The sequence below is a fragment of the Acetoanaerobium noterae genome (assembly GCF_900168025.1).
GTDB classification, from domain to species: Bacteria; Bacillota; Clostridia; order Peptostreptococcales; family Filifactoraceae; genus Acetoanaerobium; species Acetoanaerobium noterae.
The window spans coordinates 111,056-126,635 of sequence record NZ_FUYN01000006.1 but is presented as its reverse complement, the minus strand read 5'-3'; the positions used below and the strand labels follow the sequence as shown (position 1 = coordinate 126,635).

General features: G+C 32.0%; 19 protein-coding genes. 14 read left to right on the top strand and 5 right to left on the bottom strand.

All coding sequences use genetic code 11. The features are described from left to right. Positions 1-53 precede the first annotated feature (53 nt). The 3 genes from B5X47_RS11345 to B5X47_RS14110 all read left to right on the top strand — a co-directional run bounded on the left by B5X47_RS11345 (position 54) and on the right by B5X47_RS14110 (position 1,959). Positions 54-851 carry an SDR family NAD(P)-dependent oxidoreductase gene (locus B5X47_RS11345; RefSeq protein ID WP_079590260.1) on the top strand — a complete coding sequence of 266 codons (798 nt, stop codon included), beginning with the start codon at positions 54-56 and terminating at the stop codon, positions 849-851. Positions 852-1,046: 195 nt separating this feature from the next. Then, on the top strand, positions 1,047-1,340 hold the full coding sequence (locus tag B5X47_RS11340; RefSeq protein ID WP_079590259.1) for a putative quinol monooxygenase: 294 nt from the start codon (positions 1,047-1,049) through the stop codon (positions 1,338-1,340). Positions 1,341-1,554: 214 nt separating this feature from the next. Next, positions 1,555-1,959: a Fic family protein gene (locus B5X47_RS14110; RefSeq protein ID WP_408605649.1), complete on the top strand. Its 405-nt coding sequence runs from the start codon at positions 1,555-1,557 to the stop codon at positions 1,957-1,959. A 164-nt stretch (positions 1,960-2,123) separates the two neighbouring features. Here the strand turns inward: B5X47_RS14110 and B5X47_RS13900 are convergent, their stop codons facing one another. Both B5X47_RS13900 and B5X47_RS11325 read right to left on the bottom strand, forming a co-directional pair. After that, entirely contained in the window at positions 2,124-2,990 is an 867-nt protein-coding gene (locus B5X47_RS13900) for an SRPBCC domain-containing protein (RefSeq protein ID WP_200805115.1), read from the bottom strand. A 260-nt stretch (positions 2,991-3,250) separates the two neighbouring features. After that, complete coding sequence (locus B5X47_RS11325) at positions 3,251-3,577, bottom strand: DUF1904 family protein (protein WP_079590258.1); 327 nt, start codon at positions 3,575-3,577, stop codon at positions 3,251-3,253. Positions 3,578-3,721: 144 nt separating this feature from the next. Between B5X47_RS11325 and recQ the strand changes: the two genes are divergently transcribed. Then, a complete protein-coding gene (recQ, locus tag B5X47_RS11320) occupies positions 3,722-5,530 on the top strand; it encodes a DNA helicase RecQ (protein ID WP_079590257.1) in 1,809 nt (602 codons plus the stop codon). Here recQ and B5X47_RS11315 read toward each other — a convergent pair. The 3 genes from B5X47_RS11315 to B5X47_RS11305 all read right to left on the bottom strand — a co-directional run bounded on the left by B5X47_RS11315 (position 5,520) and on the right by B5X47_RS11305 (position 7,132). Beyond that, a complete protein-coding gene (locus B5X47_RS11315) occupies positions 5,520-6,182 on the bottom strand; it encodes a LuxR family transcriptional regulator (RefSeq protein WP_079590256.1) in 663 nt (220 codons plus the stop codon). The two genes, recQ and B5X47_RS11315, sit on opposite strands and share 11 nt — an antisense overlap. Beyond that, the gene (locus B5X47_RS11310) at positions 6,163-6,633 is read right to left on the bottom strand and encodes a MotA/TolQ/ExbB proton channel family protein (protein ID WP_079590255.1); all 471 of its coding nucleotides are present in this window, start codon (positions 6,631-6,633) and stop codon (positions 6,163-6,165) included. Before B5X47_RS11310 ends, B5X47_RS11315 begins: the two co-directional genes overlap by 20 nt. Positions 6,634-6,778: 145 nt before the next feature. Further along, on the bottom strand, positions 6,779-7,132 hold the full coding sequence (locus tag B5X47_RS11305; protein ID WP_079590254.1) for a winged helix-turn-helix transcriptional regulator: 354 nt from the start codon (positions 7,130-7,132) through the stop codon (positions 6,779-6,781). Between the two features lie 161 nt (positions 7,133-7,293). Here B5X47_RS11305 and B5X47_RS11300 point away from each other — a divergent pair, with 161 nt between their 5' ends. From B5X47_RS11300 to B5X47_RS11255, 10 genes are all read left to right on the top strand, one after another. Then, the gene (locus B5X47_RS11300; protein ID WP_079590253.1) at positions 7,294-8,205 is read left to right on the top strand and encodes a PhzF family isomerase; all 912 of its coding nucleotides are present in this window, start codon (positions 7,294-7,296) and stop codon (positions 8,203-8,205) included. A 112-nt stretch (positions 8,206-8,317) separates the two neighbouring features. Then, complete coding sequence (locus B5X47_RS11295) at positions 8,318-9,283, top strand: sugar phosphate isomerase/epimerase family protein (protein WP_079590252.1); 966 nt, start codon at positions 8,318-8,320, stop codon at positions 9,281-9,283. A 175-nt stretch (positions 9,284-9,458) separates the two neighbouring features. Next, on the top strand, positions 9,459-10,337 hold the full coding sequence (locus tag B5X47_RS11290; RefSeq protein ID WP_207651485.1) for an alpha/beta hydrolase: 879 nt from the start codon (positions 9,459-9,461) through the stop codon (positions 10,335-10,337). 52 nt (positions 10,338-10,389) lie between these two features. Beyond that, on the top strand, positions 10,390-11,088 hold the full coding sequence (locus B5X47_RS11285; protein ID WP_079590250.1) for a lysophospholipid acyltransferase family protein: 699 nt from the start codon (positions 10,390-10,392) through the stop codon (positions 11,086-11,088). A gap of 59 nt (positions 11,089-11,147) precedes the next feature. Beyond that, a complete protein-coding gene (locus B5X47_RS11280; RefSeq protein WP_079590249.1) occupies positions 11,148-12,065 on the top strand; it encodes a DNA-3-methyladenine glycosylase family protein in 918 nt (305 codons plus the stop codon). A gap of 55 nt (positions 12,066-12,120) precedes the next feature. Beyond that, positions 12,121-12,543, top strand: coding sequence for a VOC family protein (locus B5X47_RS11275; RefSeq protein WP_079590248.1), 423 nt, complete (start codon positions 12,121-12,123; stop codon positions 12,541-12,543). Positions 12,544-12,593: 50 nt separating this feature from the next. Then, on the top strand, positions 12,594-13,142 hold the full coding sequence (locus B5X47_RS11270; RefSeq protein WP_079590247.1) for a GNAT family N-acetyltransferase: 549 nt from the start codon (positions 12,594-12,596) through the stop codon (positions 13,140-13,142). Then, positions 13,133-14,248: a DUF3810 domain-containing protein gene (locus tag B5X47_RS11265; RefSeq protein WP_079590246.1), complete on the top strand. Its 1,116-nt coding sequence runs from the start codon at positions 13,133-13,135 to the stop codon at positions 14,246-14,248. The genes B5X47_RS11270 and B5X47_RS11265 overlap by 10 nt, the downstream gene beginning before the upstream one ends. Before the next feature lie 24 nt (positions 14,249-14,272). After that, positions 14,273-14,809, top strand: a complete 537-nt coding sequence (locus tag B5X47_RS11260) for a ClbS/DfsB family four-helix bundle protein (RefSeq protein WP_079590245.1) — start codon at positions 14,273-14,275, stop codon at positions 14,807-14,809. A 138-nt stretch (positions 14,810-14,947) separates the two neighbouring features. Then, positions 14,948-15,580, top strand: coding sequence for a TetR/AcrR family transcriptional regulator (locus B5X47_RS11255; RefSeq protein WP_079590244.1), 633 nt, complete (start codon positions 14,948-14,950; stop codon positions 15,578-15,580).

The following is a 15,580-nucleotide window of genomic DNA, read 5'->3' as shown; positions in this document are numbered from 1 at the left end:
TATTTTCCAAAGCAAATTGTTAATTTAATAACTACAAAAATGGAGGGAATATTATGGAATTAAATATGTCTGGAAAAAGAGTTCTCATTACAGGATCTACAAGTGGAATTGGAAGAGGTATTGCAGAGTCATTTATTAAAGAAGGTGCAAATGTCATTATTAACAGTTATTTAGAAAGTGAAGTTGAAAGTACGATTAATGAACTTCAAATCAAGTATCCTAATGCAAAAATTGAAGGTATTATAGCAGATCTCTCTATAGAAGAAGACTGCAATAGACTATATGAACTAGTATATAAAAATGGAAACCTTGATATTTTAGTAAATAATATTGGCATATATCCAGTTACACCTTTCTTTGATATCTCCGATGAAGAATGGAACCATGTCTGGAATATGAATGTTATGTCTGCAGTTAGGATGTGTAGAAATGTACTACCTAAAATGTTAATAGATAATAATGGTGTAATCATTAATATCTCAAGTGAAGCCGGATTAAGACCAAATCCAGACTTGGTTCACTATTCTGTTACAAAATCTGCTTTAATAGGACTATCTAGAGCGTTAGCAGAATTAACAAAAGGAACAGAGGTACGAGTAAATAGTGTTTTGCCAGTTACTACATGGACACCAGGAATTAAAAAGTATTTTGAGGATATTGCTGAAAAAGATAATTGTGCTTTAGAAGATGCTGTAAAAGATTATTTTAAAACAGGAAATGACAAAGATAGCTTAGTCCAGAAGTTTGTTACTATTGAAGAAGTTGCTAATACTGTATTATTTGTTGCTGGTAATGGTGGCATTAATGGTAATGCAGTATTAATTGATGGTGGAGTGATAAAGCATATATGATAATATAAGTAGTAACTAAGAATATTCTAAGAAAATCAACATTTGAAAGTATACCCAACTTATGGAGTGAATTCATAAGATAATTAGATACTATCTACTTTTTTTGCATTTGTCTACAAAACAGAATGTTTCAGCAGTGATTTTAGAAATTAGTTTGGACATGCAAATGTAATATTGTAAAGGAGGAGAAACTGTATGATAACAGTGATTGCAAAAAATTATATTCAAGAAAACAAAGTTTATTATATGTTGGAGTTATGTAATCAACTAATTGAAGAAACTAGAAAAGAAAAAGGTTGTATATCATATGAACTTTTTAGAAATAAAGATAATATTAATGAATTTACTTTTATAGAGCAGTGGGATTCTATTGAATCCTTAAAATATCATATGGAATCACATCATTTTGAAGAAATTATTCCACGAATACAATCGATTTCCTATAAACAAAGTGAAGTAGAGTTATATGATAAATATTATTTCAAGTAAAGAGTAAAAAATACTAAAGCATATAAATAAAGCTTTTAGATATAAGTTGTGATTTATCGCAAAAACCTTTTAATGCAATAATTAAAATATTAGAGACTGTAAATAATTTTGTGTATGATAACACATCTGGATTGAGATAAAATATAATCAGTCTGCAAGTATTTTAATTATGGATAAAATCAAAAGAAATCCAAAGCTAGTGCTGTTCTAATAAATACACCTAGGGATATTTGGTTGGCTACCAATAGAAACATTAATAAAGGAAAGGCAAGATGAGTATTACAAAGTACTTGGAGAATGTGACCATAGTGCTGATTCAGGAAGATTTATTGAATTTTTATTACAAGCTATATACGATGCTTTATGTGAAATTGTAGATACCGAACAAGTTGGGGAACAAGTTACCGAACAAGTTGAAAAGCTATTAGAAATTATTGGAGATAAAGAATATTCTACAAAAGAACTTATGGAATTACTTAAGTTAAAGCATAGACCTACATTTAGAGATAATTATCTATTACCTGCGTTAGAATTAGGTTATATTGAGATGACTATACCAGATAAGCCAAGGAGCAGTAAACAAAGATATAGGAAAGTTATGAGTAGTAAGTTTAAATAGTTTAAGAAGAAGTAACTGATATGATTAATTCTATTTCGAACTATTATAGCTGCCTTTACAACGATAACCTAATCAAAGTAAGAAGATGTGGTTTTCGTTGTAAAGGCAGCTATTATATTATTTATGAGATTATTTGAGGTCACAGGACTATGAGAAGGTATAATCTAGAGGTTTTGTTCCGTATATTTTGCAAAGTTATCGAGAATTGCTTGCCAGCCTTGTCTTTGCTGTAGCAAAGTATGGGTGCCTTCAGCATCAAAAGTTTCCTCAATAGCAACACCGCCGTCTATGATGCTAAAATTTACGACAATCTCTCTGTCATCATCTAGGACGTAGCAGATTTGCTCATGAGGAATTATTTTTGTATATTTCCCTTCGAAATGAAACGAAACTTTTCCGTCTATAGATGCCATAGTGTAGTCAAAGCCACCACCCTCTACAAGGTTATTAACAGCTTGAGGGCAGTACCAGTCATCTGAGGCATGGTTCCATTTTGTAACATGCTCGGACTTAGTAAATCCCTCCCAGACTGTTTGGATTGGGCGAGAAATGCGAGTGCGTATTGTTATCTTCATAGGCTTAGACTTAGCGTCTTCACTTATTTCTTTAACTTTTTCCATGGCTTTAGGCCATACGTCTTCAAACATTTCTATATACTCTTCCTCTATATCCATATCCACTGTAAATTTTGTTTGGTCTTCATTTATGAGCTCTAAAGTATAGTTTTCATATGCATGCTCTGACTCTTTTCTAGTAGTATCCTCTACACCATCCATTATAAAGCCTAGGTGCCTGATTGAAATATAGGTAGGATATTTACTTTCTGCAATCTCAGATATCATTCCTTCTAGCTTATTATTGCTGTTTATTGTTAGAAAGCGAATAGAATCGCCTTGATTCCATCCTCCATCAAAAAAGGAGCCCTCGCTAAATATATAGGTCCACTCCTCGTATTTACGTGGGTCAGTGATTGTTTCCCAAACAACTTCAGGTCTTGCATTTATGATGATTGAATATTTAACTTGGTTCATCATAATCCTCCTCTTAATCCAATGGCAATAAAATATAATCTACCGATATGACTATCCATTTATGAAAACTAACACGAAAAACGTGTTTATTTCATACCCATTTATAGGGCAGCAAAACTAACTCGAAATTTTTAAGAAATAAGGCTCTGAGAAAGGCTTAAAATGAAAATATGCCTACATAAGTAGAGGCTTATATAGGCATAAGTATTAAGGAAATCTAGCTTTTATAGGAATGGATTTTTAAAAAGCTTTGCGCTTATTTAATAATGCTCACCATTTTCATAGTATTTTTCTTTATCAAGATGATAAAAAATAACGTCTACACTGCTATATCCAGCAGAATTTACATGCTGTGTTATTAGTTTTGCAGCCGTATCTTGGACAGCTTGCCCTCTATCAAACCAATAAACCTCTACTGTAGGATGTCCGTCTACAATTTCTCCATCTAGGATGAATTTAGATTGAGATAGCTCTATGCTAAAATAATCTCTAGGACACTCTAGAAGCTTTTCAAGGTCATCTATTAGGATTTTGCTAAAAGCACAGGCTTTATTTTCATCGATTGATTTAATTATTAATGCTGGCATAATTTTCACTCCTTACTCATTTTCTAGTAGTTTATTATAGCAGGTATAAAAGTTAAAATAAATATCACTAGGGAAAATAGAGAGTATTAATGTACAATTATAAGTAGCATAAAGTTTAGTAGAGCTAAAAAGTGAGGTAAGGATATGGACTTACAAAATATTTTAAAAACCTATTTTGGCTATGACGAGTTTAGAAATGGTCAAGACAAATTGATAGAAAGTATAATAAAAGGAAGAGATGCTCTAGGAATTATGCCCACTGGTGGAGGAAAATCTATCTGCTATCAGCTTCCTGCTATAGCACTTGATGGAATTACTATAGTTATATCTCCGCTTATATCTCTTATGAAGGATCAAGTGGATTCATTAAATGAACTAGGGATAAATGCGGCATTTATAAATAGCACTCTTGATAACGATGAGTTTTTGCAGATATTAGAGGGTATACGAGCTAATAGCTACAAGATAGTTTATGTTGCGCCTGAAAGATTAAATACTGACTCTTTTATAAATCTAGTTAAGGATATAAGGATATCTCTTGTGGCAGTAGACGAGGCTCACTGTATCAGTCAGTGGGGACATGATTTTAGACCTAGCTATCTTGAAATACCTAGATTTATTAATTCTTTAAAGCAAAGACCAGCAGTAGCAGCGTTTACGGCTACTGCGACTAAAGAAATCATTAAGGAAATTAAGCGCCTTATAGGGCTGAGAAATCCTATAGAGGTCACTACTGGTTTTGATAGACCAAATCTCTATTATCAGGTGCTAAAAGTCAGCAATAAATCTAAATTTTTAATCGAGTATCTAAATGAAAATTTTAAAACTGAATCTGGAATAGTTTACTGCGCCACGAGAAAGTCAGTTGAGTCACTGGTTAAGATTTTAAATGACAAGGGATTTTCGGCAGTGGGGTATCATGGAGGAATGAACTCGGAGGAGCGTCAAAATAATCAAGACGAGTTTATACTTGGGAATAAAAGACTTATAGTTGCAACCAATGCCTTTGGTATGGGAATAGATAAGCCAGATGTTAGATTTGTAATTCACTACAACATGCCCAAAAATATGGAAGCCTATTACCAAGAGGCAGGAAGAGCAGGACGTGACGGAGAAAAAAGTGATTGTATTTTACTTTATTCTGCTTCAGATATAGTAAAGCAAAAGCTCATGATTCAAAACGATGATATAGACCCTAAAAGGCAAGAGATGCTGTACAAAAATTTGCAGTACCTAGTTAATTACTGCAATACAAATGACTGTCTTAGAAATCAAATACTAAATTATTTTGATGAGGACTTTGCAAGTGATAAGTGCAAAAACTGCAGTAACTGTATAGATAGCTCGGAAATGGTAGATATTACTCTAGAAGCTCAGAAAATACTTTCTTGCATATACAGGGTGAACCAAAGATATGGAGCCAACATGGTGATACAGGTGCTTAGAGGGTCAAAGAATAAAAAAGTATTAGAAGCTAGATTAGACAATGTATCCACCTATGGAATAATGAAAGAGTACAGTGATAGTGCTATCAGCGAGATAATCATGACACTGGTATCAAGTGGATATATTCATATGACTCATGATAAATACCCAGTGCTAAAATTAACCAGCAAATCTGCAGATGTACTGAGCGGAAAAACTAAGCTTCATCATAAAAAGCATTTATTGCAAAGGAAAGATGAAAAAGAGAAAGCTAGTAAATCTATAAAAGGTGGAAATATAGATTTTGATATAGAGCTATTTGAAAAGCTAAAGCAATATAGATATAAGATAGCCCAAGAAAAAGGGCTACCTCCATATGTTATATTTCACGATATAGCGTTAAAAGAAATGGCGGCCTATCTGCCAGTGAATAAAGAGTCTTTCCTAGAAATAAAGGGCGTGGGTGAGAAGAAGTATGAAAATTATGGGGAAGGGTTTATTGATATAATTAAGGAAGCTAAGATATAGTATGAACGACCTTTGAAGCCTCTTTAATATATATCTCCTTGTAACTACTTCTGTCAGTTGCTCCAAATTTTTGGTAGATATTTTGAATATGTTTTTTTATAGTTGCCTCGCTGATATAGAGCTGGGCAGCTATTTCTTTATTCGAGGCATTTTCTAATAGCTTTGAGGCTACATGACACTCTCTGTTTGTCAGTCCATATTCTATGAAAATTCTTTGTGATAAAGCAGGATCAAATAAATTAACAGATTTTACTGCAGCTTCAGAGCTATTTTCTTTTGAAGCTACCTTTATAGGGTTGTTAAAAAGTATGTTGAGGATTAAATATAGTATACTGCCATAGAGCATAGGTAAGATAGATTCTGTAATATCTAGCCTTCCAGTATCTGATAGCTTCATAGTCGATATAGATGAAAGTATTGATATAAGTGTAGTTAGAAAACTTGAAAATATAAGGTTCCACCGGAGACTATAAATGATGTCATCTTTGGTATAGGCTTTTTTATATTGAGAAGCGGTCAATATAAGCATACCAAGTAGAACCGAAAAAAAAGGTTTAGGATTTAAAATGAGTATCCAGTTGAAATTAAATAAAGCGCCTAGAATTATTAAATAACTAGCTAATCCAGCTATTTTAATGAGTTGAGTTTTCATTATTATAGTCCTTGTCCATAGTTAATATCATTGCTTTTACTTTGGCTTGCATAGGTAAAAGTATGAAAACAAGCAATATAGAGTAATGAAGAGTTAATAAAGCTACACCTATGCTTGGAAGTAATGCACTCATATCACTTAAATGTGAAGCTATAGAAATTATACCTATAATTGTTCCAGACAAGCCAGAAATTAATAATAATTTCATAGCAAGGCGAAGTGCTAGTTCTGTTTTATTTAATTCAATCATAGACCAAACATTTACTCTACTCCCCATAATTTTAAAAGCTCTCAAGAAATCTGAAAGAAGTCCAGAAGCCATAAGTAGAGGAAAACTAAATCCCAAAACAACTACAATACTAGCTAGGTCAATAAAGGATACTAAAGATCCACTAAGCAAAGTAGAAAAAATCAAAAAAGCTATGAATAATATTAAACCTACAAAATACATAATAATACCTCCTGATATTTGATGTGATACTTTAAAGTATGCTCTAATCGTATATTAGATTTAAGAGAAAATACATACTCCCACAGGGGTAATAAAGGAGTAAATAAGGAGTAAATCCAATGTTCGTAGCTTTTATCATGAAACATTAGTCCATGTATTCTTTCCCCCACAAACAAAGCTCTGACAAAATGTATTCTAGAGTTTTTCCCCTATCTGTAGGAAGATATTCTACCTTAGGAGGGATAGTGGCATAAGAAATTCTATTAATAAGGCTATCATTTTCCAAGTTTTTTAATTCTTGAGATAGCACTTTGTGACTTATTTTGGGGATAGATTTTTTTAATTGACCATATCGTATAGGATTAGACTTTAATATATGCCAAAGGACTATCGCACGCCATTTGCTACCAATCACCGTCATGGCGAATCCCAAAGAGCAGTTAAAGTCTTTTTGTCTTTTTCTTTTGTTTGGAAACTCGTTAATGTTATCGTTATCCATTTTTTCTCCTCTTTCCAAATAGTAAGTAACTGAGTAGAAAGTGCATACTTGTATTTGAATTTCAACAAAATTATAATTCATTATATAATATATGAATGAAATTTAATATATTTAGGGAAATTGTAATAGAGACAAGAGCAATTTTTAGGGGGAGGAATATTATGAGAAATATGTATAATTTATATCAAATAGATTCATTTACAAAAGAAAAATTAAAAGGAAATCCAGCAGGAGTAATAACAAATGCTGATGGTCTGGCAGAAATAGAAATGCAAAAAATAGCCAGAGAGCTTAATAATTCTGAGACAGCTTTTATTTTTTCTTCAGATAGTGATGAATACGATGTTCATGTGAGATTTTTTACTCCTACACATGAAGTTCCAATTTGTGGACATGCAACTATTGCAGCTCACTATGCAAGGGCAATTGAAAATAATCTAGATAGTTCGCGAGTGTATCATAAAACAGGTGCAGGAATTTTGCCAGTAGACATAGTAAAAGAAAATGGGGATTATAGAATTATAATGACACAAGGAAAAATTGAACTTGGAAGCATAATCGAAGGAGAAAATAAAAAAACTCTGCTTTCAGCTTTGCATATAAGCGAGGAAGATTTATTAGAAAATCAAGAAATCCAGATTGTTTCAACAGGACACTCAAAAGTAATGATAGGAATAAAAAGCATAGAGATTCTAAATAAAATGAAGCCAAACTATGAGACCTTATGTAAACTAAGCGAAGTCATTAATTGCAATGGGTATTATGTTTTTACTTTGAATTCTGAGGATAGTGAAATTTTAGTAAATGGAAGGATGTTTGCTCCTGCAATAGGAATAAATGAAGACCCTGTAACTGGAAATGCAAATGGTCCTTTAGGTGCTTATCTAGTACACCACAATATTGTTAAGCATGACAACTCGGTGTTTAATTTTAAGGCGAAGCAAGGAGAAACTATAGGAAGAACTGGTATTATTGAAGTTGATGTTAGAATAGAGAATCAACAGCCTATAGAGGTAAAAGTATCTGGAAGTGCTGTAATAGTATTTAAAACGGAGCTATCATTAGAAGATTAAATGATTGTAAATATTTATTATGTATAAAAGTCTTTTTCGAAAGGCTTTTTTTGTGGTATTTTTTAAGTAACATGGTTTTGTGTTCATGAATTTTCGACAATGAGGATAGTATATGAAAAAGCTAATTAACCTTGCAAACTTTACTCAGACTATAGATAAATTTAACGAAGGAAAAGAAAGCGTAGAGGATTTTTTAAAGCATCACAATATAGATGCAGTAGAGCTGATGCTTTATGAAGAAGATATAAAAGTAAGCAAAGAGATAGTTCATGGACTTCATCTTAGAACCTGGTCATACTGGATGGATTTTTGGAAGGGAAATCATGAAGCCTTGCTCCATAATCTTATTTCAAAAGAAAATATACATGAGTTATATAATGGATCGAGTTCAAAAGCTCTTGTGGATTGGTACAAAAAAGAGTTCGAAATTGCTAAATCACTTAATGTAAGGTATATGGTGATGCATATAGCAGATATGGATATTCATGATATTTACACAGGGGATTATAGGTATACAGATGAAGAGATTGTAAGCTGTGCTGTTGATTTAATTAATCAGGCTTTTACGAAAGACAGCGACATATTACTTCTTTTTGAGAATATGTGGGGACCTGGGATTAGGTTTGATAAACCAGATTTGATGAGAGAAATTTATGAAAAGGTTAACTATAAAAACAAAGGATTTTTATTTGATTTATCTCACTTTGCTTTATCACAGGACGATGTTTATTCCTTAGATGAGCTTATATCATCTATTAATACAGCTCTTAATCAAATGGGAGAGCTAAGAAAATATATTTATGGAATGCATGTATCGGCATGTAGTTTAGGAAATAGCGTAGAAAAAATGAGGGAAGGCTTTGACTATAAATCTCCACTACTATCGAGTTCCTTAGAAGACAGATACATTCATAATTTGATTACAGTAGGTAAGCTTGATGTACATAGACCTTTTGAGGATGAAATATTAAAGGACATCATAGATATTATTTCACCTGAATTTATAGTGTATGAATTTTTGTATCAGTCTAAAGATACGTTATCTGACTGGATTAAGACTCAAAATTCCTATTTGTAAAATATTTATAGTTTTGATTATGTTTTTTATAAGACTCAGCAAGGAACTATTTATGATCCAGGTTGAGCTTTTTATTTGATATATAATATTAATTATATAGATAGTGGAAAATAATGCCAATGAATTATATAATGGATTATTAGTTTATATAAATATCAGAATGAGAGGCGAGGCTATGGAGAAAATAAGAGTGAAAGTTAATGGAACAGAGTTAGAGGTAATTCAATATCCTAATAAGGGAGAATCAATAATTTTTTTACATTTTTCAGGAGGGAATATGGCACAATGGAATGGAGTTGTACCATATTTTATAGATAAATATAATGTAGTTACTTTGGACCTAAGAGGCCATGGAAAATCAGAAAAATCTTTAAATGGCTATACACTGGATAATATGGCATTAGATATAATAGAAGTAATGAATGAATTAAAAATAATGAAGGCCCATATAGTAGGAAGCTCTTTAGGAGGAGAAATTGCAGTTAGCTTAGCTGCTAATTATCCAGAAAAAATACAATCGGTAGTTGCTGAAGGTGCAATTCAAAGTTTTTTTGGGAAAAATGGTGTAATGGATATACCAGAAGAAGAGATACATAATAAAAAAGCAGAACTGAGAAGCAAGAGAGCACTTAAGAAAAATCTAGAGTTTAGTTCAATATATGAAAAAATAGAAGCAGCAAAACTAAAATATATTCAAGCTGATATTTTATGGAATCTTAGATTTGAAGAATTTGAGCTATATGATAGCATACAAATTGATGATGGAAAGTATACATCTTGTTGTCCTAAATGGGTCATAGATGAATATTTAGAAGATTATTGGGATATTAAATTTGAAAACTATTTTAATAATATTAAGTGTCCTGTTTTAATGCTACCAAGTGAAGATGAATGGGAAATAAATGAAGTAAAAGAAAGCATAAAAAATTTTCAAAAGCAATTAAATACGAGTCAAGTTCAGGTTGTAAATGGAGGGAGTCATGCGTATGTGGCACTTCAGTATCCATTAGAATTTAGCAATGCTATAAAAAATTTTTATGATAATATTAAGTAGGTTCAATCAGTAATTTCGCTAGTTTTAAATTTTTAAAAGGAGAAAATTTGTAATGAATAAATTGTTATTGGTATTAATTAGTATATTACCAGAGGTATTGACAATTAAGTTCACACAGCTATATGTTGATTTCAAAATCAAGAAGCATGCAAAATTGAATATAAATGGGTTAGATAATTTAGAAAATGATTATAAAAGACCCTACTTATTTGTTTGCAACCATTTGAGTAATTCTGATGGGCTAATTTTAAACAAAGTGCTTAAAGATGAGAAAGTGATTTTTGTAGCAGGCAAGAAGTTAGAGTCGAATTCAATGACTAATTTGGGATTCAAAACTGTAAGAACTATACCGATATCACCAAATTCTGCTGATAAAAGTGCAATTAAGAGTGTAATTAATGCAGTAAAAGAAGGAAATAGTATTTTAATTTTTCCAGAGGGAACGAGAAGCAGAACTGCAAAGCTGATTGAAGCAAAAAAAGGGATTCTACTTTTCGCGAGGCTTACAACTGCTCCGATAGTTCCTATAGGGATGAGTGGTAGTGAGAAGTTTATGCCTATAGAAAAGGATATGGGAAAAGAAGTTTTTTATGATGCAGAAATAAACATAAATATAGGTAAAGCATTTCATTTGCCAACAAAAAATGATTCGGAGACTAAGGAAGAGTGGGAAGACAGGTGCTTGAATCATATAATGATTAGTATAGCTAAGCTGTTGCCGATAGAATATAGAGGATATTATAAAAAATAGTTTTTTTGACAAAATCAAAATGATTAGTGAATAAATTAGCTTTTTTAAAGGAGACTTAAATGAACTGGAAAAATCACGATTCTTATATAGAGCTATATCCACCAAAGGAATTTGATTTTGAGCAGTGCCTAGATTTTTTGGCTAGGGATGCTCAAGAAATGCTGCACAAAATTAAAGATGGGAATTTGATTAAGCTTTTAAAGACAGATGAGGAAATGACTTTATGTAAGATAGAGTCTAATGATAAGGCTATAAAGGTTGAATTTTTATCAGGGAAGCCTTCATATGAAGGAAGAGAAGAGATTGCGAAGTATATCTGGGAATGGTTGGATTTAGACCAGAATTTAGAAGAGTTTTATAGTATAGCTAGTGAGGACAAAATATTAAGCCCACTGGTTAAGAGATATTATGGACTTCGAATTGTTGGAATGCCTGATTTGTTTGAAGCTCTGGTGTGGGCAATTATAGGTCAGCAAATTAATCTAAACTTTGCCTATACTCTTAAAAAGCGTTTTGTACAGGATTTTGGAGAAAGTATAGTTTTTGAAAATGAAACTTACTGGGTTTTCCCATCATATGATAAAATAGCTAAAATTGAAGTTGAGGAGCTTAGAAACCATCAGTTTACAACTCGAAAAGCAGAATATATTATTGGGATAGCAAAAGCTATGACAACCAATGAAATTTCAAAAGAAGCCTTACTTAATCAGCATGACTTTGAGAAAATAAAGCAATCATTAATGGCATTGAGAGGGGTAGGCGCATGGTCAGCAGATTATGTACTTATGAAATGCTTCCATGACAATTCTTCATATCCTGTAGGAGATGTAGGTCTTCAAAATGCATTTAAAAGTAATTTAGGATTAGATAGAAAGCCTACAGCTGAAGAAATGTATGAATATGCTAAAGCTTGGAAAGGGTGGGAGGCTTATGCTACCTTTTATCTATGGAGGTCGTTAAGTGATAAAACTATTTAGGTTATTAGATTTTCAATAACTAAATCAAAATTATATAGAAAGAGAGGCTATACATATGATGCAGTCCATTGTACATATTGCTTTAGTGGTTCAAGATTATGATGAAGCTATTGACTTCTATACAAAAAAATTGAATTTCAAGTTAATTGAGGACACTTATCAACCAGAACAAGATAAACGATGGGTAGTAATTTCACCACCAGGCTCATCTGGAACAACTATATTACTTGCAAGAGCTTCCAAACCAGAACAGATTACTTTTATTGGCAATCAAGCAGGAGGAAGAATTTTTTTATTTCTGGGAACTGACGATTTTTGGAGAGACTATAATAATATGGTATCAATAGGGATTGAATTTGTTAGAAAACCAAAAGAAGAATCATATGGCGTAGTGGCAGTATTCAAAGATTTATATGGTAATTTGTGGGATTTGGTTCAATTTAATGAATCACACCCAATGTTTCTAAGAGTAAAATAATTTAGATTTATATATATGGAAAATATTAGCCTAACTATTTGGAGAGGATTATGATTATTGAAAATAAGACAATAGATGGTAGAAAAATCAAGTGGATTCTCAGATCTCCAGTTCAATCAGATGGGAACCAACTTTCTGAAGTAAGATTAAAAATTGATGGAGAAACAGAAAATTTGGATAGAGAATATGGAGAAGCATATATGAGTCCTGAAGATTTTGAAAAACTCATATATACAGATTCTATAGCAGAAAAAAGTATATTTTTAGTTGCAGAGGTAGAGGATAAAATTGTTGGATTTGCTCGCTGTGTGGGAAATAAACTTAGAAGATTTGAACATAAAGCAGATTTTGGAATTTGTATACTAGAAGATTACTGGGGTTATGGAATTGGTAGTACTATACTTGAGAACATTTTGGCATGGGCAGATGAGGTTGGAATTGAAAAGATTTCATTGACTGTTATAGAAACAAATAATAAAGCCATAGATTTATATAAAAAATATGGTTTTGTTGAGGAAGGAAGACTGGTAAAGGATCGTAGACATAGAGATGGTAATTACTATAATACAGTTATAATGGGAAGGTTAAAATGTTTTTAGAAGTTAGGATGTATAAAAAGAAATATAGAAGGAATTTTAAAATACCTATCTCGCTTTATTTTATTTTCTTTGCGATACTGACTTTCTTTTTAGGAACTATACTTGAAGCTAGGTCAGATTTATTAGAGAAATATTATTCACTTGGAATAAACAAATGGACAATTCAAGGCATAAGTAGCCTAACAGGACTTTTCCCTTTTTCGCTAGGTGAAATAATATATGTCTCTCATCTTATAGCTTTGCCGATTATAACTTGTCTATTAATTTGGAAATTATTCAAGGGAGATTTTTTAAATTTTTTAGGAAAGCTTTTAATATATATCTCATCAGTATATATTTTATTTATGTTTTTATGGGGTTTTAATTATAGCAGAATTTCTATAGCTGAGATGATGAATTTAGAAGTATCAATGTACTCTAAGACGGATTTGTATTATTTGAGCTTAGATTTAGCAGAGAAAGCTAATGAGCTTAGTAATTTGGCAAAGAAAAGTGAAGCTAAAAATGTAAATGTTTCACGTGAATATTTAGATATATTTTCAAGGGCAAATGAAGGCTTTGAAGTTGTAGGGAAAGATATTAAAGCTCTTTCAGGAAGCTATGGTAAGCCAAAATCAATAGCACTTTCACGCCCTATGCTATACACAAATATAACTGGGATGTATTTTCCTTTTACGGCTGAAGCGAATGTGAATACTCAGATACCAATGCTACTACTGCCAGCTACTACTCTTCATGAGATGGCTCACCAAAGAGGGATAGCTCCAGAAGATGAGGCGAATTTTACAGCATATTTTGTAGGGATACATCATCCGGATTACGATTTTCAGTATTCATCTACAGTGCTAGCACTGATTCACACCATGAATGCTCTTTCTAAAGAAGATTATGAAATGGCTAAGCAAGTACAGACTTTATATTCCGAAAATCTCAGAAGAGATTTAGAATATTACTCTAGGTTCTGGGATAAGTATGAAGGAAGAACCTCAGAAGTAGCTGAAAAAGTAAATGACACTTATTTAAAAAGCAATAGACAAGTAGATGGAGTAAAGAGCTATGGAAGAATGGTGGATTTATTATTGGCTTATCATAAACAAGTAAATTAGAATAAATTTCGGGAGAGAGAATTTATGCAGCAGTATGATAATAAAGAACAATTAATTGCAGAAATACTAAAGACAGCCAAGCTTTTCATAGACGAATTTGATGGTATATCTGATGATGATAAACACAAAATGATAGAAGGTATAGATAAAACTCCCATGCAGATGATTGCTTATCAACTAGGCTGGATGAATTTAATCATGGGCTGGGATAAAGATGAAAAAGAAGGAATCGAAGTGGTTACTCCATCTCCAGAATATAAATGGAATAAACTCGGAGGACTATACGAGAGCTTTTACGATACATATAAATCATATTCTTTGAATGAATTAAAGGAGTTATTTAGATGCTCTGTTAATGAGATCGTGTATTGGATCAAAGGCTTTTCAAATGAGGAACTATTTAATCAAGATGTAAGAAAGTGGGCTTCATCCACACCATCAAAATGGCCAATTTGGAAGTGGATTCACATCAATACTGTTGCGCCTTTTAAGAGTTTCAGAATAAAAATTAGAAAATGGAAAAAAATAGCTTTGAAATATAGAATTTTCAATTATATATAGGTCACTTTATATTACTGGGATATTGTGTCACAATAAATAAAGACGTCTGTTAAATCAGATTGTCTTTTTTTGTTGACAGTTTTTTGTAAAAAGAGTAATATTAATTCTATAGACCGATGGTCGATAAGGAGAGTAATGATGAAAACTGTTAAGGATGCAGAGCTTAGAAGACAAGAAATTCTAATGACAGCAAGGGAATTATTTATAAAAAAAGGATATGACAAAACCTCAGTCAATGATATTTTAAAGGTAGTAGATATAGCTAAAGGTACTTTTTACTATTATTTTTCTTCAAAAGAAGAGGTGCTTGAAGCTATCATTATAGATATAGTTGAAGAAGGCGCCACAAAAGCAAGAAGAATTTTAAATGAGCAGTCGATACCTTTACTAAATCGCATAATGATGGCTATGATGGCTCAGAAACCAGATTTTGAAGGCTCAGAAGAAATCAAAGAAGAGCTTCATAAGGTTGAGAATGTAAAGCTTCATAGGGTATATCTAAGAGAGATGATTAAGAAAATGACTCCTATTTTAGAACCTCTTATGCTAGAAGGGATAGATCAGGGGATTTTTAGCATAGATTATCCTACAGAGTGTATAGAATCTATATTGCTCCTAGGTCATATGATGTTTGATGACAGTGATGTATTTGAATGGACTAGTGACGAGTTTCCAAAGAAAATCCAAGCTTTTTTAAGCAATATGGAAAGACTTTTGGGAACGAAAAAAGGTGAGCTTGAAATATTAATGCAAATGTTTGGACAGCTATAG